This window comes from Sporosarcina sp. FSL K6-6792 (assembly GCF_038004885.1).
Classification (GTDB): domain Bacteria; phylum Bacillota; class Bacilli; order Bacillales_A; family Planococcaceae; genus Sporosarcina; species Sporosarcina psychrophila.
Genome location: NZ_JBBOSA010000001.1, coordinates 4,134,332 through 4,160,465 on the forward strand (window position 1 = coordinate 4,134,332; position 26,134 = coordinate 4,160,465).

22 protein-coding genes and 1 other annotated feature are annotated in these 26,134 nt (G+C 42.2%); of the genes, 16 read left to right on the forward strand and 6 right to left on the reverse strand.

Translation table 11 applies throughout. The annotated features are described in order from the left end of the window. Positions 1-2 precede the first annotated feature (2 nt). From MKZ26_RS19790 to MKZ26_RS19810, 5 genes are all read left to right on the forward strand, one after another. Positions 3-1,199 (forward strand): DUF418 domain-containing protein, encoded by a 1,197-nt coding sequence (locus MKZ26_RS19790; RefSeq protein WP_340767304.1) that lies wholly within the window; start codon positions 3-5, stop codon positions 1,197-1,199. A 43-nt stretch (positions 1,200-1,242) separates the two neighbouring features. Next, a complete protein-coding gene (locus MKZ26_RS19795; RefSeq protein ID WP_340767305.1) occupies positions 1,243-2,142 on the forward strand; it encodes a fumarylacetoacetate hydrolase family protein in 900 nt (299 codons plus the stop codon). 73 nt (positions 2,143-2,215) lie between these two features. Next, positions 2,216-2,590: a YisL family protein gene (locus MKZ26_RS19800; RefSeq protein WP_187045534.1), complete on the forward strand. Its 375-nt coding sequence runs from the start codon at positions 2,216-2,218 to the stop codon at positions 2,588-2,590. A 55-nt stretch (positions 2,591-2,645) separates the two neighbouring features. Beyond that, positions 2,646-2,777 carry a hypothetical protein gene (locus MKZ26_RS19805; protein ID WP_255428477.1) on the forward strand — a complete coding sequence of 44 codons (132 nt, stop codon included), beginning with the start codon at positions 2,646-2,648 and terminating at the stop codon, positions 2,775-2,777. Positions 2,778-4,070: 1,293 nt separating this feature from the next. Continuing rightward, on the forward strand, positions 4,071-5,531 hold the full coding sequence (locus tag MKZ26_RS19810; RefSeq protein ID WP_340767306.1) for an alpha-amylase family glycosyl hydrolase: 1,461 nt from the start codon (positions 4,071-4,073) through the stop codon (positions 5,529-5,531). Positions 5,532-5,734: 203 nt separating this feature from the next. Here MKZ26_RS19810 and MKZ26_RS19815 read toward each other — a convergent pair whose 3' ends face one another. From MKZ26_RS19815 to MKZ26_RS19825, 3 genes are read right to left on the reverse strand one after another with little or no spacing between them, the layout of a single operon-like run. Beyond that, positions 5,735-7,060, reverse strand: a complete 1,326-nt coding sequence (locus MKZ26_RS19815) for a CoA-disulfide reductase (RefSeq protein WP_340767307.1) — start codon at positions 7,058-7,060, stop codon at positions 5,735-5,737. Between the two features lie 14 nt (positions 7,061-7,074). Beyond that, positions 7,075-7,941, reverse strand: a complete 867-nt coding sequence (locus MKZ26_RS19820) for a DegV family protein (RefSeq protein ID WP_187045532.1) — start codon at positions 7,939-7,941, stop codon at positions 7,075-7,077. A 27-nt stretch (positions 7,942-7,968) separates the two neighbouring features. After that, a complete protein-coding gene (locus MKZ26_RS19825) occupies positions 7,969-8,778 on the reverse strand; it encodes a Cof-type HAD-IIB family hydrolase (protein ID WP_340767309.1) in 810 nt (269 codons plus the stop codon). Positions 8,779-8,913: 135 nt separating this feature from the next. Here MKZ26_RS19825 and MKZ26_RS19830 point away from each other — a divergent pair, with 135 nt between their 5' ends. The 4 genes from MKZ26_RS19830 to MKZ26_RS19845 all read left to right on the forward strand — a co-directional run bounded on the left by MKZ26_RS19830 (position 8,914) and on the right by MKZ26_RS19845 (position 13,663). Further along, positions 8,914-9,681: a prolyl oligopeptidase family serine peptidase gene (locus MKZ26_RS19830; RefSeq protein WP_340767310.1), complete on the forward strand. Its 768-nt coding sequence runs from the start codon at positions 8,914-8,916 to the stop codon at positions 9,679-9,681. Between the two features lie 54 nt (positions 9,682-9,735). Further along, positions 9,736-10,044 (forward strand): metal-sulfur cluster assembly factor, encoded by a 309-nt coding sequence (locus tag MKZ26_RS19835; RefSeq protein ID WP_067211901.1) that lies wholly within the window; start codon positions 9,736-9,738, stop codon positions 10,042-10,044. An 845-nt stretch (positions 10,045-10,889) separates the two neighbouring features. Then, positions 10,890-11,372 carry a ribonuclease E activity regulator RraA gene (rraA, locus tag MKZ26_RS19840; RefSeq protein ID WP_340767311.1) on the forward strand — a complete coding sequence of 161 codons (483 nt, stop codon included), beginning with the start codon at positions 10,890-10,892 and terminating at the stop codon, positions 11,370-11,372. A 155-nt stretch (positions 11,373-11,527) separates the two neighbouring features. Further along, a complete protein-coding gene (locus MKZ26_RS19845; protein WP_340767312.1) occupies positions 11,528-13,663 on the forward strand; it encodes an ATP-dependent Clp protease ATP-binding subunit in 2,136 nt (711 codons plus the stop codon). 836 nt (positions 13,664-14,499) lie between these two features. On the opposite strand, the gene MKZ26_RS19850 is transcribed toward MKZ26_RS19845, so the two are convergent. Further along, entirely contained in the window at positions 14,500-14,682 is a 183-nt protein-coding gene (locus tag MKZ26_RS19850) for a DUF2929 family protein (protein ID WP_067211898.1), read from the reverse strand. A 186-nt stretch (positions 14,683-14,868) separates the two neighbouring features. On the opposite strand from MKZ26_RS19850, the gene MKZ26_RS19855 reads away from it, so the two are divergent. Both MKZ26_RS19855 and fabF read left to right on the forward strand, forming a co-directional pair. Then, a complete protein-coding gene (locus MKZ26_RS19855) occupies positions 14,869-15,801 on the forward strand; it encodes a beta-ketoacyl-ACP synthase III (protein ID WP_340767313.1) in 933 nt (310 codons plus the stop codon). A 79-nt stretch (positions 15,802-15,880) separates the two neighbouring features. Further along, a complete protein-coding gene (gene fabF, locus MKZ26_RS19860; protein WP_340767314.1) occupies positions 15,881-17,116 on the forward strand; it encodes a beta-ketoacyl-ACP synthase II in 1,236 nt (411 codons plus the stop codon). Positions 17,117-17,717: 601 nt separating this feature from the next. Here the strand turns inward: fabF and trpS are convergent. Together trpS and MKZ26_RS19870 are read right to left on the reverse strand one after the other, a co-directional pair. Next, positions 17,718-18,704 carry a tryptophan--tRNA ligase gene (trpS, locus tag MKZ26_RS19865; RefSeq protein ID WP_340767315.1) on the reverse strand — a complete coding sequence of 329 codons (987 nt, stop codon included), beginning with the start codon at positions 18,702-18,704 and terminating at the stop codon, positions 17,718-17,720. A gap of 249 nt (positions 18,705-18,953) precedes the next feature. Next, positions 18,954-19,208, reverse strand: a binding site (T-box leader). Positions 19,209-19,267: 59 nt separating this feature from the next. Further along, positions 19,268-19,612 carry a DUF3899 domain-containing protein gene (locus MKZ26_RS19870; RefSeq protein WP_340767316.1) on the reverse strand — a complete coding sequence of 115 codons (345 nt, stop codon included), beginning with the start codon at positions 19,610-19,612 and terminating at the stop codon, positions 19,268-19,270. A gap of 238 nt (positions 19,613-19,850) precedes the next feature. Between MKZ26_RS19870 and MKZ26_RS19875 the strand changes: the two genes are divergently transcribed. The 5 genes from MKZ26_RS19875 to MKZ26_RS19895 all read left to right on the forward strand — a co-directional run bounded on the left by MKZ26_RS19875 (position 19,851) and on the right by MKZ26_RS19895 (position 25,684). Further along, positions 19,851-21,563 carry a peptide ABC transporter substrate-binding protein gene (locus MKZ26_RS19875; protein ID WP_340740490.1) on the forward strand — a complete coding sequence of 571 codons (1,713 nt, stop codon included), beginning with the start codon at positions 19,851-19,853 and terminating at the stop codon, positions 21,561-21,563. 170 nt (positions 21,564-21,733) lie between these two features. Next, a complete protein-coding gene (opp3b, locus tag MKZ26_RS19880) occupies positions 21,734-22,663 on the forward strand; it encodes an oligopeptide ABC transporter permease (RefSeq protein ID WP_067211883.1) in 930 nt (309 codons plus the stop codon). Next, positions 22,663-23,682, forward strand: a complete 1,020-nt coding sequence (gene opp3C, locus MKZ26_RS19885; RefSeq protein WP_067211880.1) for an oligopeptide ABC transporter permease — start codon at positions 22,663-22,665, stop codon at positions 23,680-23,682. The genes opp3b and opp3C overlap by 1 nt, the downstream gene beginning before the upstream one ends. A gap of 14 nt (positions 23,683-23,696) precedes the next feature. After that, positions 23,697-24,761, forward strand: a complete 1,065-nt coding sequence (locus MKZ26_RS19890) for an ABC transporter ATP-binding protein (protein ID WP_340767317.1) — start codon at positions 23,697-23,699, stop codon at positions 24,759-24,761. After that, positions 24,761-25,684, forward strand: coding sequence for an ABC transporter ATP-binding protein (locus MKZ26_RS19895; RefSeq protein ID WP_067211875.1), 924 nt, complete (start codon positions 24,761-24,763; stop codon positions 25,682-25,684). The genes MKZ26_RS19890 and MKZ26_RS19895 overlap by 1 nt, the downstream gene beginning before the upstream one ends. The last annotated feature ends 450 nt before the right edge of the window (positions 25,685-26,134 follow it).

A 26,134-nucleotide genomic window follows, 5' to 3' on the forward strand; every position in this document is an offset into this window, starting at 1 on the left:
AATTGAAATTAACACCAACAACGCTTGGAAATCGTATTGAGGCGCTCGATATGCTGCGCGGGTTTGCATTACTCGGGATATTCATCGCGAATATGCTCGTATTCCATTCACCGTATTTGTATATGGATCCGTATTCATGGTTTAGTGCATCGAGTGATATGGCGGTCTTTAAATGGGTTGATATCTTCGTGGAAGCGAGTTTTTACCCGATTTTCGCCATGCTGTTCGGTTATGGTTTAAATATGCAATATGAAAAATCAATGGCAAATAAGATGTCATTTGCGCCAGTCATGGCACGTCGTATGGGCGTTTTGCTCGTCTTCGGTTTGCTTCATGTATTGTTCATCTGGATGGGTGACATTTTGTTCACGTACGCGTTAATGGGCTTTATGATGATTGCGTGTGTTAGAATTCCGAAGAAGTGGATGTTACCGATTGCTGCTTTCGTCTATATTGTGCCTTCGGGAGTCATTTATGGAATCACTTATTTTCTGAGTAAATTGGATTCGAATGCAATAATGGAAGGCTACGCAGATATTCATCAAATTGAACGCTCGCTTGAAGCGTATGCCTACGGTAGTTATGGCGAAATCTTTAGCTTTCGCTTTTCTGAATGGCTAACTTTGGGATTGACGAGTTCGTTACTGGGTATCTTCGTCGTATTGCCACTCATTATGATTGGGGCAGGGTTGTCTAAATGGAAAGTAATTGAGCGCGCCGCAGAATTGAAAGTGGGCATCGCAGTCGTGACTGTTGTGTCACTTGCTGCGGGCATATGGATGAAAGCTATACCACATACTAGTGGTCCTTCAATGGATGCACTTGTATTGCAAGAGCAATTCGGCGGTCCTGTTTTAGCAATTGGTTATATAGGTTTGTTGCTCTTACTCTACCAACTACCGTTTTTCCGCGCGATATTCCGTCCTATTTCAAAAGTAGGTAGGATGTCATTGACGACATATATTACGCAATCGATTGTGGCGACACTCATTTTTTACGCCTACGGTTTTGGCATGTATGGCAAAGTAGACTTGGCAACGGGTGTGGGTATTGCAGTCGGTGTGTTCGTCATTCAAGTCCTATTTGCTGAATTTTGGTTGTCGAAATTCCGCATGGGTCCATTAGAGTGGTTGTGGCGCAAAGGAACATACGGAAAGAATTTGCCGAATAAAGAGGAAAAGGATCGGCCTTTGTCGTAGTAATCAGAATAAGGGTTTTACTAATGAAGGGATGGGCTGACAGATGAAATTATTATCGTTCCGTTACGAAGGCAGGACGTTATTTGGACCTAAAGTGAAGAAGGAAGATGCAGTATGGGATATGTTAGCGATTGCAGAAGCATTTGAGGATACTGATTTTCCGCAAACAATCACGGAAGGTATTGCATCTGGTCTGGATTTCGTTGAAAAAGTACGGAAACTTGCTGAACAGGCGCGAGCTGATGAAAATTCGGATCGTTTCAAATATGCATTCACTGCTATAGAATGGCTTTCGCCAATTCCGAGAACGCCTAAAAACATCATATGTGTAGGCAAAAACTACGCTGACCATGCGGCGGAAATGGGCGCAGATGCACCACCTGAAAAGTTGATGATTTTCACGAAATCACCAACCGCTATTGCAGCGGATGAACAAGACGTTTCAGTCCATGCCGATGTGACGGATAGCCTTGATTATGAAGGGGAACTGGCGGTTGTCATTAGCAAGGGAGGACGTAATATCCCGAAACAATTGGCCTATGATTATATTTTCGGTTACACCATTGCAAACGATGTGACGGCGCGTGACGTGCAAGCGGCACATGGTCAGTTCTTCTTAGGAAAAAGTCTCGATGGATCGTGTCCAATGGGACCGTATCTCGTGACGAAAAATGAAATACCGAATCCACATAATTTATCAGTTGTGACAAAAGTGAACGATGAAGTGAGACAAAATGGCAATACAGCGTCGATGATTTTCAAAATCGATGAACTGATTGCTGAAATATCACGTTATGTGACGCTTGAACCAGGCGATGTCATTTTGACGGGGACACCTGCTGGCGTTGGCAAAGGCATGACACCTCCGACATTTTTAAAACAAGGCGATACTGTAAAAGTGTCCATTGAAAGCATCGGAACTCTCGTAAATAAGTTTGTTTGAGCAGTTTCCCTTTTGCGAATTAGTCAATTGTGATACGATTATTTAGTATTACTAATTAAATGAGGTGACTAATTTGGACGTATTAACAAACGCTACACATCTTCATATTTTCACATGGGTTGTTGGAATTATCTTATTCCTCGTTGCTGCAAGTATGGACACAGAGTCAAAAGGTAGAAAAATTCTTCATATGATTGCACGTCTATTCTACGTGCTGATTGTAATTACAGGCGCGGCGCTATTCTTTGAATATTCATCGCTTGATGGCGCGTTGTATGGCGTCAAATTCTTATTGGGTCTTCTGACAATTGGTATGATGGAAATGGTGCTCGTCCGTTCTGCGAAGAATAAGAGTGTCAAAGTAGTATGGATCCTGTTTTTCGTCTTCGTATTGGCGACGATGTTCCTAGGATTTAAATTGCCAATGGGTATTAACTGGTTCGCATAATTTTTACGGAAACGATTATTGAAAATGCGCTGTTTTATGCAAACGGGGGATGAAGATGGAATCTAGTATCGGACCGATATTACTTATCGTTGTTTTGATGTTAATGGCGTTCTTTGCTGTTTCCGTCATCCTGTTTTCCCGCAAAAAGCGATCATCTACTGATGACGATGAACTGTTTGATGAATGAGACACCTGCTGGCGATTGTGCTGGCGGGTGTTTTTTATTGATTTGATAACATGTCTGTTGATTAACCATTTTTCTTGCATAAGGAGCAGGTAAGAAAGGCTTGAAAGACGCCATTTTCACTGGAACTTCGGGGTGTGGATTGTAGAACACTTGGCGCTTCGGGGATGCCTCTCACCGTAAGCCTGGATTAGCGCTACGCATCCAGTCTTACGGCTTCGGCGACCCCTTTGCCGCGCCTGCGCTAGGGTGTTCATTATCGAGAGAAATATGATTTTGAGATGTATATGCCGAGGTTGTAAGGTGATTACTAGTTGATACTATATAAATTGAAATATAGAATTCCATTGAACCGCTATGGCGCTAGGGGATGCCTCCCTCCATAAGCCAGATGAGGTATTCTTTAACCTATCTGGAATAACCTCTTGGCATTAACTGTATAATTTCTGCAAAGAACGCAGAAATTATACCAACCGAACTCTTCGTTGTTCGGTTGGCTACCCCTGTTAAGGCGCCTTCGCTCAGTATATATACCGGATTCATCACTAATAATGAAAAGCTCTTTCTCACATAGAACATCCAGCGAAGACGCGACTTCGTGGTAGCCGAAGCGATAAGACTGAAAGCGGTCTTCTTTCTGGCTTATCGCGGGAGGCATCCACAAAGCGTCGAAGCGGTATTCGCAGGATTTCTAATTCACTCCTCATGCATTGGGACATTAGTTGATCACATTCGATCGATTTATAGCACTCCAGGTTGTCGGTCTCATCCTCGATAACGAAAAGCTCTTTCTCACATAGAACATCCAGCGAAGACGCGACTTCGTGGTAGCCGAAGCGATAAGACTGAAAACGGTCTTCTTTCTGGCTTATCATGGGAGGCATCCACAAAGCGTCGAAGCGGTATTATCGGGAATTCCAATTTGTTCCAAGTGTTAGGACTTTTCGTCGACCTCCCAAAAGCCCTTGTAATGCACATACGCCATATTCATTTGTTCAACATATCTAGTGTTTGATTCAGTTATTTACTGGTTGTTTTTGGATAATTAACACATGTGTTTTGATAACTTAAAATGTGGTATAGAGTTTCCACTCTTTATGTCTAGTCTCAGGCGGCCAGACGCTCGGGGTCATAAGTAAGTCTGACTGTGTGGCAAGAACGCCGCATCGACTTTTCTAATTTCACAATATCGACCTATTTCATTGGGAAGGATGAGGTTTTTGGCGTAAACAATGGCGACATGTGGCGGCGTTTGGTAAAATGACGAGTGACAGCTCGTATTGAGGAGGCAATTTTGTGAAAGCGAATAAATGGTTTGGACTTATTGCAACTTTTCTATTACTGGTATCTACCCTATCTCCAGCAGGGGTTTTTGCAGAAACGGAAAGAACAATAGAGGATGAAAGTATATATGATTTGCTTGTGGACCGGTTTAATAACGCCGATGGCAAGAACGACTTTGACGTAAATACGAAAGATTTGTCGGCATTCAGTGGAGGAGACTTCACAGGTGTGGCTACGAGACTTGAGCATATTGTCCGAATGGGCTTCACGCTTATTTCACTTGGACCCGTCTTTGAAACGGAAACGTATGATGGAAGTAAAGTGCTTGATTATGCGAAACTTGACCCGCATTTTGGGACTTCAGAAGAATTTAGCAAGATGATCAAAGCAATTCATAAGCAGGATATGTCCGTGATTGCTGACTTCCCACTTGCGGGAGTGAGTTCGAATCATGTTTGGGTAAAAGAGGGAACTGTCAAAGCACTTCCTACTGCTGACGGAACAATCGATTGGGATACTTCGGATGCAGCAACACAAAAAGCATTGAAGGAAGCCATCGTTGATTTCATGGAAACGTATAAGTTAGATGGAATCCGTTTAACGAAGATTGATAAAATCGATACGGCGTTTTTGAATGAAATCATTCAAGCTGTAAAAACGGTTAAACCAAAAGCATATGTACTGACGAATGAAGAAAGTGATGCTGACTTCGATTCTGCTCCGAATAACGAAAAAATGAACGCAATGAGAAATTCATTCGTTAAATATGACGTAGATTCTTCACCGCTATCGATAGTGTCAAATGCAACCGAAAAGGAATTAATCCAGTTCGATGAATTAACAGGACCACGTTTTACATATGATATCGTGGAAGCAAGAATGTTCCCGCCGACACGGTGGAAGCTAGCCATTACGGCACTATTTTCAATGCCAGGCGTACCGATTATGCCTTATGGTACAGAAATTGCGGTAAATGGAGAATCTGCTCCTGAAAGTCATCAGATCATGAATTTCAAGATCGATGAGGAGTTAATTGACCATATCGGTGACCTTAACCAGTTGCGCAACCAATCAGAAGCTTTCCGTAACGGTGACTTTGAGATGTTGCACAACGAGAATGGATTTACAGTGTATAAGCTTTCAAATGATAAAGAGACATGGATTGTCGCACTTAATAATACAACCGGGACAGCCAATGTAGAAATTCCGAAAGAAGTAATCGGGGACAATAAAAAATTACGTGGTCTACTTGATGGTGATTCGGTACGGGAAGGTAAGGATGGAATTTACCGCGTCGTACTAGAACGTGAAATTGCAGAGATTTATATCGCTGATGAAGACAAAGGATTCAATACGCCTTATCTAATCGCATCGATTTTAATCTATGTCCTGTTCTTTGGATTCCTATTCATGGCTTGGAGAAAAGGACGTCAAGGCAGAAAAGATAGAAAAGCTGAAACGAAGGCGAAGTAAGACAGAAAACACCAGCATCGGCAAAGTTGCCGATGCTGGTGTTTTTTGATGTCTAGCTTCAGTCTTGCCGAAAAGGCAAAGAGCGCCTTTGTCGTCAAGCCTTTCGACGTACAGGACGTACTAGTGCCGACGTTGCCACAGGACGTGGCGAATTTAGTCGGCCAGCGCTTTTCGGGGCTAAACAGCGCCTTACGCTTTTCTTGTTATCGCGCTTTATAACCAATCATATTTACGGGATCTTTCGGCGATGAATAGGGTGGGGAGTAGCCGAGTTCAAGGGCTGCAAGGTCATCGACAGTCATTTTGCCCATGATTGCAGTTGCAATGACGTCAATTCGTTTGTCGACTCCTTTGTCACCGACCGCTTGTGCACCCAATATGAGCCGGGATTGTTCATCATAATGAACACGCAGTAAAATCCGCCCATGGTCAGGGTAATAGCCTGCATTCGTTCGGCCTTCATAGACTGCCGTGCCAAACTTGATACCTTCATCTGTTAAACTTTTCGCCGAATGGCCAGTCATAGCTGCAGTCAGCGCAAACAATTTTGTAATCGTCGTGCCGAGGAGCCCATTCATTTCGATTGGATTGCCGGCCAGATGGCGTGCGACGACGAATGATTGCCTATGTGCTGGCCAAGCGAGTTTCACGTTTTTCGGTTTGCCGGTGAACCAGTCTTTGCATTCTGCCGCGTCACCAATTGCATAAATGTCAGGATCATTTGTCTGCATATAGCTGTTGACGACGATCCCTGTCGTCGGCCCGATATGTAAATCAGCTTCAATCGCGAGTTGCGTATCAAGATCGATTCCAATACTGGCCGCGATAAAGTCAACGTCAAAGTTCATCCCATTTTTCATGATCAAGCGCTTGCCTTCAATGCGTTCGATGGCATCTTCAAAGTAGAAGTCGACCTTATTATCTTGCATTTCCTTGCCAAGCACTTGTGAAATTTCAGGATCCATTAATGTCATGACGCGTTCATTGCGATCAATAAGCGCTGTTTGTAATCCTCTATGGATGAAGTTCTCAATAAGTTCAATCCCGATGAATCCGCCTCCAATAACAGCGCACGACTTCGGTTTTTCACGCTCTATATAGTCGATGATTTCTTCCATATCCCCAAAGCTCTTCAGCGTAAATAATGGCAAATCACCGAGACCTTTTAAGTCAGGTATACGGGCGATTCCGCCGGGCGATAAAATAAGTTTGTCGTAGGATTCTGTAAAGACATGATCTGTTTCCATATTACGTACTTCAACCGTTTTCTGTTCCCGATTAATGGCCAGTACATCATGCCCTAACTTGACGGTTATATCTCGTTGCTCGCTGAACTTTTCGGGAGACGAGCCAACTAGCTGCCATTTATCTTCAATTAATCCTCCGATGACATATGGCATACCGCATGTCCCATAGCCAAGTACCGAATCACGTCCAAATAATATGATTTCAGAATCTGGAACTGCGCGTTTAATTTGTGCGGCGACAGTGGAACCACCCGCGATTGCACCGACAATGAGTACTTTCATCAACAAATCCTCCTTTAAATCAATTCCTGATTAAATTTATTCAGGAAAAAGACGCCTACTGTACCAGGACCAACATGTGCACCGATAACAGATCCAATCATATGGATTTCGATATTTTTTGGATGAAATAACTCTTCTATTATGGCTTTTAATTCGAGTGCTATTCCTTCGTCGTCGCTATGGCAAATTGCAATCGTCTGTTCAGCTAAATTATCGCCGCGCTCCGCCATAAGATCAGCCATACGACGCAATACTTTTTTGCGTCCACGGTGCTTTTCGATAGGAACGAGTTTGCCGTTTTCGACATGGAGTAATGGCTTAATGTTGAGCAGCCCGCCGATGAATGCACTCGTTTTAGATACGCGACCGCCGCGTGCCATATAATCAAGGTCTTGCACGGTGAAGAGGTGCTCCATATGTGCCGCCATGTATCGGATTTTACGCTCAATCGTTCGAACATCGTCTTCTCCCGCATCGCGTAACCGAACTGCTTCTTTTACAAGAAGACCGTAACCAAGCGAAGCGCATCTTGAATCGATAATAATAAGGTTCATTTTTGGATTCGTTTCTTTTGCTTGGTCTCCGGTCATGATTGCGGTGTCGAATGTACCGGATAACTCTGAAGAAAAAGCGATGTAAATCCCACTTTCACCTGATGATGCGAGTTCCTTCCACTTTCGAAGGAACAGTTCAGGTGATACTTGTGATGTTTTAGGTTGCTTGCCGTTGCGAATTGCTTGGTAGACTTCTTTTGAATCGATCGTCATTATATCGTCGTACTCTTTGTCATCGATGAGGACGCGTAATGGGAAGAGCGTTACATCGTTGTCTTCGAAAAATGACTTTGGTAAATCACTGGCACTGTCCGCAAATATTTTCATATAGACCCCTCCGTTGGATAATTGTAGTTAGTCCAAGTGTAACCTTTCGCGGAGCACTCGTGCAATGCCATCCTCATTATTCGTGTCTGTCACTTCATTCGCAATTGATTTCAACCTGTCAATTCCATTTCCCATTGCCACTCCGATTCCGGCATAGTCAATCATTTCAAGATCGTTGTCTTCGTCACCAAAAGCAATAATTCGATCTTTTGGAATATCCATCCACTTCGAGACGTGTGAAAGTCCGACAGCCTTATTTAAGCCATGCCGAACGATTTCAATGACTTTCCACGGTGCTCCCCATTGACGATGATCAATGACTTCCGCGTGTACATCACCAAGATGGCGTCTGATTGCATCAACTTTATCGTCAGGTGCATGGATCAGTAAACTTGTAGGATCGACTTGCAAAAATTCACGAATGTCTCCCTGCGTTATTTTAGGATCACCAAATCCAAAAATGTCGAGCAGTTTTTCATCGTGATGGTGCATGTATACATCATCCATCACTTCTGCAACAATATTATGGAATGTAAATTGCTGCATAGCATCAATGACATCTTTCACCACGGGAAGAGAGATCGTTTCATGGATTGTTTTCCAAGAACGATTATCAGGATGGTGAACGAACGCACCGTTGAAGTTGACAATCGGTGTTTTAAGCCCGAGTTGACGGTAATACACTTCACTTGCTCGGTAGGGTCTTCCGGTCGCAATCATAATGTGATGACCTTTTTCTTCTGCCTTTTTCAGTGTTAGCTTGGTTTTATCTGAAATTACTTTTTCGTCTGTAAGTAATGTCCCATCAAGATCGAGGACGATTAAATGTGGCTTCAAAAAAACGCCTCCTTCTATAAATAGTCTATCGTTAACATATGAATCAAGTCAAAAAATCCAGTCATGAAATCGTGCCTTTTGTTTTTTTAGAAAAACTTTGGTACGCTCAAGTGAAAAGGAAAAGGTGTGATTTCAATGAATGTTACTGAAGAGTTATGGGGCGATATCCCCTTATTACATATAGTTGAGGATGAGTTTAAAGACAAACAAGTTCCAGTTGTTATTTTTATTCATGGATTCATGAGTGCTAAAGAACATAATTTGCATTATGCCTATAATATGGCGAAGAAAGGCATCCGAGTTCTCTTACCTGACGCGCATCTACACGGCGCTCGGGAAGATAATCTTGATGAAGTCCAACTGAGTCTACGTTTTTGGGAAATCGTTTTGACGTCAATTGAAGAAGTGAGTGTCATTCGTGAAGAGCTAGTGCAACGCGGACTTCTTACTACAGGTAAAATTGGTTTAGGAGGCACATCGATGGGCGGCATTACGACGCTCGGCTGTCTTGCGGTCTATGATTGGGTCGATGTTGCCGCTGTTATGATGGGAGCTCCAGGCTTTGTCCAGTTAGCGAAAGCACAAATGTCTGAGTTCGAACGACGCGGTTTTACATTGCCTGTTACTGAAGATGAAAAGAAGAAATTACTCGCCACATTATCTACGTTTGATTTAACGAAACATCCATCGGCATTGAACAATAGACCTGTCTACTTTTGGCATGGTAAGCAGGATGCGGTTGTGCCATACGAACCGACACATAACTTCTATCAGGCCATCAAGAAGGAGTATGCTACTGAACCGGAGCGAATTGAATTTGTTTCAAGCGCTACCTCGGGGCATGCCGTTTCTAGAGCTGGAATGCTTCAGGCGGCTGACTGGCTTGCCTGCCATTTGAAATGAACAGCCGAACTCTGCTATGATGAAGCTAGTAAAAATAAGGAATGAGGGATGAAGATGAGCCAGGATATGAAAGATAGCATGATGGGGGCACTTGAAAACGTAATTGACCCGGAACTTGGAGTCGATATCGTCAACTTAGGTCTAGTTTATGATGTAGAGCTTGACGAAGAAGGAACGTCAAAAGTGACAATGACACTAACATCGATGGGTTGTCCAATGGGACCACAAATCGTTGCTAACGTTACACAAGAACTGATGGAACTTCCAGAAGTGAAAAACGTAGATGTTAATATCATTTGGAGTCCACCATGGTCAAGAGATAATATGTCTCGTTATGCTAAAATAGCGTTAGGCGTAAGATAATAGAAAACAATTAGGCCGTGCGACTTAGAGATAAGTTGTGCGGTTTTTTTGTGGTTTTCGCGGGTAAATCTTCACAACAGCTTATCCTTACGTACAGGTGCTTTCGGATCGCTGTGGACTGAACGATTACTATACAATTATCGGGATATCTTGCTGAGTAGGGATGCGACAATGTCGCATCCCTACTCATTTTTTCGTTAATCGTATGGCGGTAGTTCGTCCGTCGCTCTCCAAAAATACCGGTACACCAAGTGCCAAAGCTTTCGGGAATGAATGAATAGCCACTTTGCTATCCAATAAAGGAGCAGCCAAAGATGCAATTTTGGCTGCTTACTCCTTCTTTATAGTATTTCCTTTTCAAATTTAAGGCAGGGTTATTTTCTATCTAGCGGCACACTGTTACTTGTCTGATCCTTGCAAAAGTAAGTAAGGAAGGCATTATTCAAAGTAGCAGAGTGCCCGAAATTTCATCTTCGGGCACTTGCAACCTCTCAAGAAAGGTAGTTATTCTTTCATCTTCAAGAGTAGTTGCATTTTTTACTTGATCATTGTAGGTATGCGACGGACAGATAGTCGCAACAGGATGACCGAATAAAATGTGGCTGGAAGTGACGAAGTCATTTCCAACCACATTGAACCCGCGGTAATAGTATTGTGGTTATTTCGTCCAAAGCAAGCCGGAAATGTACACGTGCAAATGCAGACTTTTATGCATTTCTTACAAGTGCTCCATGTGAAAAAGTGGTTCATCAACAGACATTATATTTCTCACTTAAAAAGGAATATCGAAATAATGTCGAATGGTATAGATATGAGAAAGAATTCCAATAAGGGAGAGTGTTCAAATGTCGATTAAAACTGCGGATGTATGTGATGATTTTTCAAACGAATTGCAAGTGTGTTCAACGGTGTTTAAATCGTATGGAAAAAACAAACGATTCTCAGGCCCAATTTATACTGTGAAAGTATTTGAGGATAACGTTCTTGTGAAAGAAGCGCTGCAGACTATTCCGGAAGGTAGTGTTCTTGTTGTCGATGGCGAAGGTTCAAAAAGATGTGCGTTAATGGGCGGCAATTTAGGTGTTATCGCTGAAACCCGTAAACTCGCAGGGGTTATTATCTACGGATGTGTTCGCGATACAGCAGAATTAATCGAACAAAATATTGGTGTGCTAGCACTAGGCAGTCATCCGTTGAAGAGTACAAAAGAGGGGAAAGGGGAACAGGATAGTAAACTGCTTTTCGGAGATGTAGAGTGGAATCCCAATCACTTTGTATATGCGGACGAAGACGGCGTAGTAGTAGCCACTCGTAATCTGTACAGCTAATGACAAACCCTAAGATGCTCCTTTGTAGAGGTCTTTTCTTATCATTAATCGCCGTGCAAATCGCTTTACTTTCCATCAAATTCATCTTATAATTTAATTAATCAAAGATAGTCAAAGTCAGACGTTGACTTATAGAAAGGTGGATGTATATGCGAATGGACGGACAGCAAGAAGACCAGCGTACACCTCTTGAACAATTTGGACGGAATCTCGTTGAAGAAGTTAAAAAAGGGAAAATGGATCCCGTTATTGGTCGTGATGAGGAAATACGTAACGTCATTCGGATTTTATCAAGAAAGACTAAAAACAATCCTGTTTTAATCGGGGAACCGGGTGTCGGCAAGACGGCAATCGTTGAAGGACTTGCGCAACGAATTGTGAAGGGCGATGTGCCAGAAGGATTGAAAGATCGCCAAATTTTTGAACTTGATATGAGTTCACTTATCGCGGGTGCAAAATACCGTGGTGAATTTGAAGAGCGTTTAAAAGGCGTACTGAAACAGGTGAAAGATAGTGCTGGGGAGATCATTCTATTCATTGATGAAATCCATACAATTGTCGGCGCGGGGAAAACAGAAGGCGCAATGGACGCTGGCAACATGCTGAAACCAATGCTAGCACGCGGTGAATTATACTGTATCGGAGCAACGACACTTGACGAGTACCGGTTATATATCGAAAAAGATCCTGCGCTTGAACGCCGTTTCCAGCAAGTACTCGTGCGTGAACCGTCCGTCGAGGATACAGTGTCGATTTTACGGGGATTGAAAGAACGCTATGAACTTCACCATGGTGTGCGCATCCATGACCGTGCAATTGTTGCGGCGGCAACATTATCAGACCGCTATTTGACAGAGCGTTTCTTGCCGGATAAAGCAATTGACTTAATAGATGAAGCGAGCGCGATGATACGGACTGAAATCGACTCAATGCCATCCGAATTGGATGCGGTGACACGCCGGATTATGCAGCTTGAAATTGAAGAGCAAGCGTTACGTAAAGAAAAAGACGCGGTTAGTAAAAATCGTCTTGAAGTACTTCGTGATGAACTGACAGAGCTGAAAGAATCGTCTGCAGGCATGCGGGAGCAATGGGATTCTGAAAAAGAAACATTGCGTGGAATCCAGGATAAGCGAGAAAAGCTAGACCGTTTCCGACGTGAACTAGAAGAAGCTGAAAATCGGTTTGACTTGAATAAAGCTGCAGAACTTACTTATGGAAAAATCCCGAATCTAGAGGAGGATTTGCATGAACTTGAGGCCGCGCTTGTAGAGGGACAGGAAAATCGACTGCTCCGTGAAGAAGTGACGGAAGAAGAAATTGCGACAATTGTCGCGCGTTGGACGGGTATTCCGGTAACGAAACTTGTTGAAGGTGAACGTGAAAAACTACTTCGTCTGCGTGAAACACTTGAAGAGCGTGTAATTGGGCAGGATGATGCTGTACAACTTGTGACGGAAGCGGTTTGGCGCGCACGTGCGGGCATTAAAGATCCAGACAAACCAATCGGCTCATTCCTATTTTTGGGACCAACTGGGGTCGGGAAGACAGAGCTGGCGAAAACGCTCGCTGCGACATTGTTTGATTCAGAAGATCATTTCATCCGCATCGACATGTCGGAATATATGGAGAAGCATAGTATATCGCGGCTTGTTGGCGCACCTCCAGGCTACATCGGTTACGAAGAAGGTGGTCAATTGACGGAAGCAGTACGACGCAATCCGTATTCAGTGGTGCTGTTAGATGAAATCGAGAAAGCACATCCGGATGTCGCAAACATCTTATTGCAAGTATTAGATGACGGCCGAATCACCGATAGCCAAGGCAGACTCGTCAACTTTACCAATACTGTCGTCATTATGACCTCGAATATCGGCTCTGCCTACTTGCTTCATGGGCTAGACGATACAGAAAACCATGCAGCAGAAGATCTAGTCATGGCCGAATTAAAAAATCATTTCAAACCAGAGTTATTAAATCGAATGGATGACATCATTATTTTCCATTCACTGACAGGTGATTCATTCCGCAAGATTGCACGGAAAATGATTGAAGACCTAGTTAAACGATTACGTGGACAAGAAATCATTATGGAATATAGTGAAGATGTGCTCGATTGGATTGTCAATGAAGGAACAGATGCCGATTTCGGAGCTCGTCCATTGAAACGTTTTATCCAACGACATGTTGAAACGATGGTTGCAAAAGAAATTATTAAAGGCGATCTTAAACTAAATGATAAACTCGTTCTAGCTATGGAAAACGGGAAATTAGTTATTCAAACAGATTAAAATAGAAAAAGCCGCAGGAAGTTTGAACTTCCTGCGGCTTTTTCTATAGTATCCAATCACGTCAATTGATTAACCATATTCTTACATGAAGAGCAGGTAAGAAAGGCTTAAAAAACGCCATTTTCACTGGATCATTTCCGATCCGCTTTCAGAGAATTATTCACGACAACCTTACCGAGGGGCAAGTGTGGCTAGAAACGACTTCGTCATTCCTAGCCACACCCTTTTCAGTAACCCTGTTGCGAATCGTTTCCTATCGCGTTCCTACAACGGTAAAGTGAAAAATACAGCTGCTTTAGAATAAAAGAATAGATGACTTTTTATACATGTTGTAAGTGCCCGAAGATACAATTTCGGGCATCCTAGTACTTTGTACAATGTGTTCCTTGTTTACCTTTAGTAAAGGGTATGCATCTTATCATGCGATGGACTATAAGAAAGTGACTCTTTCTTAACTAAAAAAGACAAGACTATGGAGAAGGTTTCAGCCGCCAAAATTGTATCTTTGGCAGCTATTATCTAGATTAAGAAGCCCCGCTATTCTTTCGTCCAAAAAAAAGTTAGCACTTTGTGTACTTAGGAATTTGGAGCGCGACGGATGAATAAGCACCATACGATTACCGAAAAAATGTGTAGGGATGCGACAAAGTCGCATCCCTACACATCAAGACATCTCGGTAAACGTATAGAGGGCATTCAATTCAAAGCAATCCAAACAACCTGTACACGAAGCGCCTAGTGTTTAATTCAGTTATTTACAGGTTATTTTGGTTAATCAACACAAGTAGTATCCAATATAAAAACCATCCCCAGCGAGGGAGATGGTTTTTTGTTGATTAATGATCTGCAATTTCGCCTTCTGGGAAAGATTCAGCCAGTAAGATAACGATTACAGAAACGACAAGCGAAACATATACGCCTGGCATGAAGTCAAATGGCAAGTTAGCAATTGCTCCAGAAACATAGTTCAACATAGTGATTAAACAGAAAGACCAGAAAAATGTCATTACGTATTTCATTGAATTCACCTCTACATTACTATTTCATATTTAATCATATCACAGTGGTTACATTGGAGAAACTAATTTCCATGCAAACGGAACTTTATTTGGCGAAAAAGTGTCAACAGGTTGAAAAGTGAGCCCATTTCTTTTATGATTAAGAGCAGGTACTAATAATAGATGATAAAGAACGGGGGATGCGGAATGACTGCTGGATTTATCGGCATGGGTAAATACGTACCATCACACGTTTTGACGAACGCTGACCTTGAAAAGCGTTTGGATACATCGGATGAATGGATTCGTACAATGACAGGCATCGAAGAAAGACGCATCGCAGACGATTCAACGGATACGTCTCATATGGCATATAACGCTGCAGTGGAAGCAATCAACAACGCAGGGATCAAACCAGAAGAAATCGGACTTATTCTTGTAGCTACAGTCACACCTGATCGACCTTTTCCTTCAGTGTCGACAATGCTTCAACAACAGCTCGGCGCAACCAATGCGGCGGCAATGGACATTTCAGCGGCTTGTGCAGGGTTCATGTATGGTGTCATAACGGCGAAACAGTTTGTCGAATCGGGCACATATGATTATGTACTTGTTGTCGGAGTAGAAAAGTTATCTAAAATTACCAATTGGGAAGACCGTAATACCGCTATTCTTTTCGGAGACGGAGCGGGTGCAGCTATTATAGGAAAAGTAAGTGAAGGACGGGGAATCCTGTCATTCGAACTCGGTGCAGACGGTAGCGGTGGCAAACACCTTTATCAGGATGAAAAACTCGTTATGAATGGCCGTGAAGTATTCAAATTCGCAGTCCGTCAAATGGGCGAATCCGCAGAAAGCGTTATTAGAAAAGCGGGTCTAATGAAGGAAGACGTCGATTTCCTTATTCCGCACCAGGCGAATATACGAATTATGGAATCTTCTCGTGAACGACTAGGGTTACCAGTAGAAAAAATGTCCAAGACAATCCATAAATACGGCAATACATCTGCCGCGTCCATTCCAATTTCACTTGTCGATGATTTAGCTGAAGGCAGGGTGAAAGATGATGACGTTATTGTCATGGTTGGATTCGGCGGAGGTCTTACTTGGGGCGCAATATGCATTAAGTGGGGAAAATAAAACAGTACACATGTTTTGTGGTGTATGAAAAGTGACAAGTAGCGTCAGTCTTTATAGAATAGAAGGGAAGTTTTCACATATGGGAATAAAACGTGTAGTAGTAACAGGTATTGGGGCAATCTCTCCAGTCGGGAATTCAGCGGAGGAGTCATGGAAAGCGGTCTTGGAAGGGAAATCTGGAATCGGACCACTAACAAGACTTGACAGTGATAAGTTTCCTGTAAAAGTAGCAGCAGAAGTGAAAGATTTTGATATAGAACAATATATCTCTCGGAAAGACGCGCGTAAAATGGATCGATTCACGCATTACGCACTTGCGGCATCGATTATGGCAATGAAAGATGCAAATCTTGAACTTGAAGGAGATTTAGCTCTTCGCACGGGTGTCTGGATTGGTTCAGGCATCGGTGGTATGGAAACGCATGAGCAACAGTTTCTAACGTTCCAAGAGAAAGGCTATAGACGCGTTAGTCCGTTTTTCGTTCCAATGATGATTCCCGATATGGCAGCGGGCCAAGTATCTATTTATCATGGAGCAAAAGGCATTAATTCTTGTACCGTAACAGCTTGTGCATCAGGCACGAACTCGATAGGAGATGCATTTGAAGTTATTCGCCGCGGTGATGCTGACGTTATGATTACTGGCGGAGCAGAAGCGCCAATCACAACAATGGCAGTTGCTGGTTTCTGTGCGAATACAGCATTGTCGTTAAACCCCGACCCTGCAACCGCATCACGTCCCTTTGATAAAGAACGTGACGGTTTTGTAATTGGAGAAGGAGCTGGTATCTTAATCCTTGAAGAGTACGAGCATGCAATTGCACGCGGTGCGAAAATTTACGCTGAACTAACCGGCTATGGTGCAACAGGTGATGCGCACCATATTACAGCTCCAGCTCCTGGGGGCGAAGGTGGCGCACGCGCGATGCAACAGGCGATTGAGCAAAGTGGTATCAGTCCAGATAAAATCGATTATATTAATGCTCACGGAACGAGCACGCCATATAACGATCAATTCGAAACAATGGCAGCGAAAACAGTTTTCGGCGAGCACGCATATAAACTCACGATGAGCTCAACGAAATCAATGACAGGCCATTTGCTCGGCGCTGCAGGCGGACTGGAAGCAATCTTCACGGTGAAGGCATTAGAAGAAGGAATCCTGCCACCGACAATGAATTTTGTGAATCCAGATCCTGAGTGTGATCTCGACTACGTAACAGAAGGTGCGCGCAAAGCGGACATTACGTACGCTATGAGCAACTCACTCGGTTTCGGCGGACATAATGCATCACTCGTATTCAAAAAAATATAAGTTTAAGTTAGCAGGACGTTCCAGTTTACTGGGGCGTCTTTTTGTTTTATGCGGTTTTTGGGGTTGTACAGAAAGTTTCGTGGCTTGCCGTTACAGTTTGGCGATTTGCCCTCAGAGTACGGAAGTTTGCCCTCAGAATTTCGCGATGCGCTCCCAGTTTCGCGGCTTGCCCTGCCAGTTTGGCGATTTGTCCTCAGAGTATGGAAGTTTGCCCTCAGAGTTTCGCGATGCCATCACAGTTTCTTGGATTGCCCTGACAGTTTGATGATTTGCCCTCACAGTGCGGAATTTTGTCCTCAGAGTTCCGCAATGCGCCAACCCACCCCGACACATTCAAAGTACTATCTTTTCAAATTAAATGGCCCCCTTCGTCTAAAAGGGGGCCATGCTGTCATATAATCAAAGAAAATCAAAAGGACGATGCTAATGACACGCATATTTTTATTTCTAATTAGTTATGGGCTAATTGTTGTTACTGTTTCACAAATAATATTTTATTTTAATTACAGATCATTCGGCTACGACTGGTATCAAATCATTTATTTTATAATACATACGGCAGATTTTGCGTTATTCGTCGTAGCAACAATCATGATTATTCTTACCGTCTACGTCCGAGTCCCATCGCGACTTCCATCTTCCCGAGAGTGACAGCGGCAATCGCATTTGCTTTCACTGCGCCTTCATCCAAAATTTCATCTAGGACAGGCGAATCCAAAAGTTCGTAGTATCTCTCTTGAATAGGTGATAGATGGTTGATGACGGCTTCGGCTACGCCAGCTTTAAATGCGCCATATCCAAGTCCATCATATTTCAAAACAAGATCTTCAATTGAAACATCACTTAACGCTGATTCAATTGTCAATAGATTCGATACACCTGGTTTATTTTCAATGTCGTATTTCACGATGCCTTCAGAATCTGTTACTGCGCTTTTAATCTTTTTCTCGATTTCTTTGGGTGTATCAAGTAGCGAGATAGTCCCTTTTTTATTAGGATCAGATTTACTCATTTTCTTTAACGGATCTTGGAGTGACTTAATGCGTGCACCATTCTTTGGAATTCTGACTTCAGGAATCGTCAAGATACCGCCGAACCTTTTATTGAACCGCTCTGCTAGATCACGCGTCAATTCAAGATGCTGCTTTTGGTCATCGCCAACCGGGACGATATTAGTGTTATATAGAAGGATGTCAGCAGCCATAAGTGGTGGATATGTCAGAAGTGCCGAAGAAACGCCCTCTTTCCCGTCTGATTTATCTTTGAACTGCGTCATACGCTCAAGTTCACCGATATACGAAATACATTGCATCATCCAGCCTGCTTGCGCGTGTGCAGGGACTTCTGATTGGATAAACAATACCGCTTTCTCTGGATCGATTCCACTTGCAATATAGATTGCAGCAAGAGAACGGATTGTTTTTGCCAATTCCACTGGATCCTGCTGAACTGTGATAGCATGCTGATCGACAATACAAAATAGGCATTGATAGTCGTTTTGTAACTCTGTAAATTGACGGAAGGCACCGATATAGTTGCCAAGTGTTACTGTTCCTGTCGGCTGTACGCCTGAAAAAATGGTTTTCATTTTGAAAAACTCCTCCTGTTTGATGGATAAAATAAATTGTTAGGCTACCTAATATGATGAAAAAGCTCCGATGGAAGGCGGCTTAAGTTCGCCACTATGGAAGACAACCAAAGTTCGCCGATAACGGAAGGTAGTCTAAGAACGCGACGTCCTGTCGCAACGACTACATGATCAGCATCCTGCAGACCCCGGCAATGGTTGCACACCTACATGCTGTAGACGCAAAAAAACATCAGCCGTCCCCGTAAAAAAAGGGACGACTGATGTTTGATCAACCGTGGTACCACCCGAATTGCCCAAAGGCCACTCTGATTCCCATAACGCGGGGGACGTGACGAGCTTCTTTAGGGCTAATTCAAAAAGTCCATATACTTTGAATTAGCTCAAAAGGTTCGCTTATCAAGCTCGGGATCCCATTCTTTCGGTTCAGTCTACCTGTTTGCACCACCCACAGGCTCTCTGAAAGACTGATACTGAAATACTTTTTTCCGTCATTGCCATTCGCTCTAAATGTTTCTAATAATTATAAATCTTACACTGGAAAAATGCAATAGGCTTGCTCCTTAAATATAAAAAATAAGGAGCGCGATTCCCATCATAATAAGAATGAGTGTACCGCTTCCGAGCATTGGACTTACGTTTCCTGAAAAAATTTCTGAAGGCTTCCGCATCGCCATAACATCATCCATCCGACGTTTAGGTGTAACTACTTTTCTCATGCTAACGGTAAATACATCGAAAAATCCGGTTGAAAAAACGAAAGAGACCAGACCAAGAAATGTTAGAACGCCACCAACGATGAAAGATGCGTTTATATAAGAGAGTAAAGTGAGCTCTTTAAAATAGAGTAGAATAAGCAGAATAATTATTACATGTGCAATCAGAATATTCCTAACTATTTTCTTCATATTTCCACCCCGTTCCAAAGTAATAGTAAAGTATTGGTAAGAAAAAATCAATATAACAGAAGTATATCAATAAAAAATATGAATTAATTTATCGTTGTAAGCGTTGTCAATGCAGGCTTTGTCTATATAACGCTGTTCTATTACACTAGAAAATTTCAAAAAGGTATGTACAACTGTGAGAATCATTGTATAATATAAATGTACCTAGTTTTCAGACAATTTTGAGGAGGTCATCGATTTGAAAAACCACAAATTTATGTGGCTAATTAGTATCATGCTTGTACTTAGCGTGTTCTTAGCAGCGTGCGGCGACAAAGAAGAAGCAGGCACTACTGAACCGGTAAAAGACAAAGAAGAGGACAAAGGAACTACAGAAGAACCAGCTAATGAAGAAGTGGCGCAAGTTCTGAATCTGATTGAAACAGCAGAGATTCCTTCTATTGACTCATCAATTTCAGAAGATGCTGTAGGTTTCAACGTACTGAACAACATTATGGAAGGACTTTACCGTCTTGACCAAGACAGTCTTCCAGTACCTGCTATGGCAGATGGAGAACCTGAAATCAGTGAAGATGGATTGACATACACATTCAAAATCCGTGATGCACAATGGTCTGATGGAACACCTGTAACTGCGAATGACTTTGTATATGCTTGGCAGCGCGCAGTTGATCCGGATACTGGTTCACCTTACGGACCATATTTGATGGCAGGCATGATTAAAAACGCAACTGAAATCGGTGAAGGAACTGCAGAAATTGCAGATCTTGGAATTAAAGCAGAAGACGATAAAACACTTATCGTTGAACTTGAACGTCCAGTTGCTTACTTCCTATCACTTATGTCTTTCGGTACATTCTACCCACTTAACGAAGAATTCGTAACTGCTCAGGGTGATAAATATGCAACTAACTCTGAAGCAATGATCTATAACGGTCCATTCTCATTAGCTGATTGGGATGGTACTGGTAACTGGAAATATGTTAAAAACGACAAGTATTGGGATGCTGATACTGTAAAACTTGAAGAAATCATTGTTGACGTTGTTAAAGAAACTGCAACAGGTGTAAAATTATATGAACAAGGCAAGAAAGACCGTGTACTACTTTCTGCTGAATATGCAATGCAATTTGCTGATGATCCAAATATCATCAATGAGCTTGAAACATCTGTATTCTACTTTAAACTGAATCAAGAACGTAACGGTAAAGCTACGCCACTTGCAAATGCTGACATTCGTAAAGCATTCGCAAGAGCCTTCAACAAAGAAGAGTTAGCAGATGCAATACTTGCTAATGGATCTATTGCTGCTAACTTCCTAGTTGCAGATGACTTTACATTTGATGAAGACGGTAAAGATTTCCGTGATTACAGCGGTGAATTCTCTGCATATAACGTTGAAGAAGCACAAGAATATTGGAAAAAAGGTCTGGCAGCACTTGGAACAGACAAAGTGGAAATTGAAATTCTCGGTGGCGACACTGAAAACGCTAAAAAACAACAAGAATGGTTCAAATCGGAATTTGAAAGAAACCTTCCAGGTTTGACAATCAAGCTGAAAGAAGTTCCTTTTGCTGTTCGTCTTGAACTTGATGATACAAGTGATTATGATGTTCAATCAGCAGGATGGGGCCCTGACTTCCAGGATCCAATCTCGTTCATGGAATTGTTCGTAACGGGAAGTCCACAAAACAAAATGAATTACTCTAACCCAGAGTATGACAAGCTTATTGAATCTACAAAAACTACAATTGCAACTGATCCAGTAGCTCGTTTTGAAGCATTTGCAAAAGCTGAAAAAATTCTTCTTGAAGATGATGCAGGTCTTGTACCTCAGTATCAACGCGGAAGAATGGTTCTTATGAACCCTGCTGTAAAAGGTCTTGCTACACATCCATTCGGTGGCGACTATAGCTACAAATGGACGTATATGGAAGCTGCAGAAAAGTAAGAAGTATAACTTGTTAGCTTAAAATCTTATAGAAAAGAGAGTATATGGGCATTTATGACCATGTACTCTCTTTTTCACTGAGGTTAAACTAACTAAAAATTCGTTGTATTATTTGCTAGAATTAATAGTTTTTTAATTAAATTCATCTATGAAATATAGGAGGTGCGAAAATGGCAAAGTATATCACTAAACGTGTGATTTATATGTTCCTATCACTATTCTTGATAGCATCGTTTACATTTGTTCTAATGAAACTGCTTCCAGGGTCCCCGTTAGCTTCCGCAGCAAAATTATCCGTTGAGCAAAGGGAAGTCGTTTATGAGAAGTATGGATTGAACGATCCGATTCCCGTACAGTACGCCCGCTATATGGGGAACCTTGCAAAAGGTGACTTTGGTGTATCGTTTCAATATAAAAATGCAGATGTCACAACACTTATTGTGAAAAAACTGAAATACTCGGCGATTTTAGGATCTCAGGCACTTATTTTCGGGACCTTAATCGGAATTATTCTCGGAATGATTGCCGCGTTGAAACAAAATACAGTTTGGGATTATGGTAGTACCATTATCGCAATTCTCGGTATCTCCATACCGTCCTTTGTTTTTGCAGTATTGCTGCAATATGTCTTTGCAGTATGGCTTGGAGTGCTACCAGTTGGCCTGTGGGAAGGTTGGAAGTCCAGTATACTACCTTCAATCGCACTTGCGATGGGACCTATTGCTATCGCAGCAAGATTCATCCGAACAGAAATGATAGAAGTATTAAGCTCAGACTATATTTTGCTAGCAAAAGCGAAAGGCGCAAATTGGTTTGAAATCGCTTTCAAACACGCATTCCGTAATGCGCTTATTCCGCTAATCACAGTCCTTGGACCAGTTGCAGCAGGACTATTAACAGGATCACTTGTAGTTGAGCAGATTTTCGCAATCCCAGGTATAGGTGAACAGTTCGTTAAATCAATTAACTCGAACGACTTCGCTGTCATCATGGGTACAACAATGTTCTTCTCGGTATTCCTAATTGTGATTATATTAATAGTGGATATTCTTTATGGGGTCATTGATCCGCGTATCCGTTTGTCTGGAGGTTCCAAGTAATGACTACTAACATGAAGAAACTACCAAAAGATTCGTTTGAGCGGATTACAATCGATAGCTCGCATGCCGAAAAAATTTCGAAACCGAGTTTGAGTTTCTGGCAGGATGCTTGGCTTCGGATCCGTAAAAACAAAGCGGCTATCGTCAGTATGTTCATTCTTGTGTTTATTGTATTTATGGCATTTGCAGGTCCTTTCATGGTTGAACATGATCCAGAGGATGTAAAAGTTGCGCATGCAAGCTTGCCGCCTAAAATTCCAGGGCTTGAAAAATTAGGTATTTTTGATGGCGAAGGTAAACTGGGTTCTAAAACAGTTAATCTGTATGAGTTAAAGAAAGTAGAAGTTAACTACTGGTTCGGCACGGATAGCCTAGGGCGCGATTTGTTTTCACGTCTCTGGAAAGGAACGCAAATCTCACTGTTAATCGCATTTGTAGCCGCTATCATTGATGTTGTGATAGGCGTCATCTACGGCGGAATTTCCGGTTATTACGGAGGTCGAACCGACGATGTCATGCAACGAATTGTCGAAGTGCTAATTGGAGTTCCGACACTGGTCATCGTTATTCTTATGATTATGATCATGGATCCGGGCATATTGTCCATTATCATAGCCATATCGATAACAGGATGGATTGGAATGTCCCGTATTGTACGCGGACAAGTTCTTAAATATAAAACTCAGGAATTCGTCTTGGCAGCTAAAACTTTAGGTGCAAGCGATACACGAATTATCAGCAAGCACTTATTGCCGAATATCATGGCGATTATTGTCATAAATATGATGTTCACAATTCCTACCGCAATTTTCTTCGAGGCATTTTTAAGCTTTATAGGACTTGGCCTTCAAGCGCCGAATGCTTCTCTTGGAACACTAATTAATGATGGTTATAAATTCATTGAGTATCAGCCACATATTTTGTTCTTCCCGGCGGTTGTCATAAGTTTACTTATGATTGCGTTCAACTTAATTGGGGATGGACTACGTGATGCACTTGATCCGAAAATGAAAGATTAAAGGAGGAAAGCGAAATGGAGAAAATTGTTGAAGTGAAAAACCTGGAGCTTTCCTTCCATACATTTGCAGGAGAAGTGAAAGCGATTCAAGGGGTTAATTTTGAAGTATTTAAAGGGGAGACGCTCGCTATAGTTGGTGAGTCAGGTTCAGGTAAATCGGTAACGACGAAATCGATTATGCGGCTCCTTCCGAAGTCTAGTACCGAGTACAAAAATGGTGAGATTTTATTCGGAGGAAGAGACCTTCTGAAGATTTCTGAAAAAGAAATGCAAAAAGTAAGAGGAAAAGACATTTCGATGATTTTCCAAGATCCGATGACTTCACTTAATCCGACAATGACGATTGGTAACCAGATTATGGAGCCACTGCTAAAACACCAAAAACTTAGTAAACCCGAAGCTCGGAAAAAGTCTATTGAATTGTTGACTCTGGTTGGGATGCCTAAACCAGAAATGCGATTGAAACAATACCCTCACCAATTTTCTGGTGGACAGCGTCAACGTATCGTCATTGCTGTTGCCTTGGCATGTAATCCAAAGCTTCTCATTGCGGATGAGCCGACGACAGCCTTGGATGTTACAATTCAAGCGCAAATCTTAGAATTGATGAAAGACTTGCAAAAGAAAATTGATACGGCAATCATTTTCATCACACATGATCTTGGAGTCGTAGCTAACGTTGCAGACCGTGTTGCGGTCATGTACGGCGGTCGAATCGTCGAGGTGGGAACGGTTGATGAAGTCTTTTATAATCCGCAGCATCCGTATACGTGGGGGCTTCTAAGTTCAATGCCGTCACTGGATACATCTGCAGAGAAACTATATGCGATTCCAGGCACGCCACCCGATTTGTTGGATCCTCCGAAAGGAGATGCATTTGCACTGCGTAGTGAATATGCGATGAAGATTGATTTGGAACAAGTTCCGCCACTCTTTAAAGTAAGTGAAACACATTATGCGGCGACGTGGCTACTCCATCCGGATGCACCTCAAGTGGATCCGCCGATAGCGGTCATAGAGCGAATGAAGAGATTCCCTGGCAGCCGGTATTATGAAGGCAATGCAGGAGGTGTTCGATAATGGCTGAAAAATTACTTGAAATCAAAAACTTGAAACAGTATTTCAATGTGGGAACAAAGAATGAAGTACGTGCTGTTGACGATATAACATTCGACATCTATAAAGGCGAAACGCTTGGTATTGTTGGTGAATCTGGTTGCGGTAAATCAACAACCGGTCGTACAATCATCCGTCTTTACGATGCGACAGGCGGGGAAGTCATTTATGATGGCGTCGATGTCCATGCGAAAAAATCGAAAAAAGAACTAAAAGCGTTCAACCGGAAAATGCAGATGATTTTCCAAGATCCATATGCATCATTAAATCCGCGTATGAAAGTGCTTGATATCATCGCTGAAGGCCTCGATATTCATGGTCTTGTGAAGAATACGAAAGAACGTACTGCACGTGTTCATGAGCTCCTTGAGACGGTAGGATTGAACCGTGAGCATGCCAATCGTTATCCACATGAATTCTCTGGTGGTCAACGTCAGCGTCTTGGAATTGCACGTGCGCTTGCTGTAGAACCAGAATTCATTATCGCAGATGAACCGATTTCAGCTTTGGACGTATCTATTCAAGCGCAAGTCGTCAACTTGTTGAAAGAGCTTCAAGAAGAAAGAGGACTGACATATCTATTCATCGCACATGACTTGTCGATGGTGAAATATATCTCAGATCGAATTGGTGTTATGCATTTCGGTAAACTTGTCGAAATTGGACCAGCCGAAACGATCTATACGGCGCCTTTACATCCTTATACGCAATCGCTATTATCTGCGATTCCGTTGCCAGATCCAGCTTATGAGCGTAGCCGTGTACGAAAAAGCTACGATTCAACGTCACATAAGTATCTTCAGGATGAAGAAGTAATCATGCGTGAAGTGACACCAGGGCATTTTGTCCTTTGTTCACAGCGCGAATTCGATTCTTTTGCAAAGTAAGTTTAAATAGAAGCAACTGGGCTGGTTTTCGATAAGAGAACCAGTCCTTTTGTGTGTTTGAATATAGATAATGGTAAGTATGCGGTGAAATTCATGGATTCATGGTAATAGGAATTCCCTAAATGTTAATTACAAACCAAAATAGATAAAGAATTTCAGTGGTGAGCCTTATGTTTCTGAATTTTTTTAAATTAATATGAAACCTTTGCTCGTATTTAGACGTACTATATAATGTAGACACTAAATTATTTTCAATTAGCAGCTACCCAAATGAGAAAGTTTTTTATTTGACAAAGCAGATGTTTAATTAATTCTTGCATCGGGTATAACAGTATAGAGAACATGCACATACTCATGAAAGTCGCTTATGTTGCGGAACTGTGACAATAGTGTATGGGATAACGAATAATTTTTAAAAAGTGTATTCATCTGTAATGAAAATGTGTATAA

Coding starts and splice junctions, on each gene's coding strand:
- MKZ26_RS19795 (WP_340767305.1), top strand. CDS start 1,243: ATGAAATTATTATCGTTCCGTTACGAAGGCAGGACGTTATTTGGACCT.
- opp3C (WP_067211880.1), top strand. CDS start 22,663: ATGACTACTAACATGAAGAAACTACCAAAAGATTCGTTTGAGCGGATT.
- MKZ26_RS19890 (WP_340767317.1), top strand. CDS start 23,697: ATGGAGAAAATTGTTGAAGTGAAAAACCTGGAGCTTTCCTTCCATACA.
- MKZ26_RS19855 (WP_340767313.1), top strand. CDS start 14,869: ATGACTGCTGGATTTATCGGCATGGGTAAATACGTACCATCACACGTT.
- opp3b (WP_067211883.1), top strand. CDS start 21,734: ATGGCAAAGTATATCACTAAACGTGTGATTTATATGTTCCTATCACTA.
- MKZ26_RS19895 (WP_067211875.1), top strand. CDS start 24,761: ATGGCTGAAAAATTACTTGAAATCAAAAACTTGAAACAGTATTTCAAT.
- MKZ26_RS19830 (WP_340767310.1), top strand. CDS start 8,914: ATGAATGTTACTGAAGAGTTATGGGGCGATATCCCCTTATTACATATA.
- MKZ26_RS19850 (WP_067211898.1), bottom strand. CDS start 14,682: ATGAAATACGTAATGACATTTTTCTGGTCTTTCTGTTTAATCACTATG.
- MKZ26_RS19820 (WP_187045532.1), bottom strand. CDS start 7,941: ATGAAAATATTTGCGGACAGTGCCAGTGATTTACCAAAGTCATTTTTC.
- MKZ26_RS19835 (WP_067211901.1), top strand. CDS start 9,736: ATGAGCCAGGATATGAAAGATAGCATGATGGGGGCACTTGAAAACGTA.
- MKZ26_RS19815 (WP_340767307.1), bottom strand. CDS start 7,060: ATGAAAGTACTCATTGTCGGTGCAATCGCGGGTGGTTCCACTGTCGCC.
- MKZ26_RS19845 (WP_340767312.1), top strand. CDS start 11,528: ATGGACGGACAGCAAGAAGACCAGCGTACACCTCTTGAACAATTTGGA.
- MKZ26_RS19870 (WP_340767316.1), bottom strand. CDS start 19,612: ATGAAGAAAATAGTTAGGAATATTCTGATTGCACATGTAATAATTATT.
- fabF (WP_340767314.1), top strand. CDS start 15,881: ATGGGAATAAAACGTGTAGTAGTAACAGGTATTGGGGCAATCTCTCCA.
- rraA (WP_340767311.1), top strand. CDS start 10,890: ATGTCGATTAAAACTGCGGATGTATGTGATGATTTTTCAAACGAATTG.
- MKZ26_RS19805 (WP_255428477.1), top strand. CDS start 2,646: ATGGAATCTAGTATCGGACCGATATTACTTATCGTTGTTTTGATGTTA.
- trpS (WP_340767315.1), bottom strand. CDS start 18,704: ATGAAAACCATTTTTTCAGGCGTACAGCCGACAGGAACAGTAACACTT.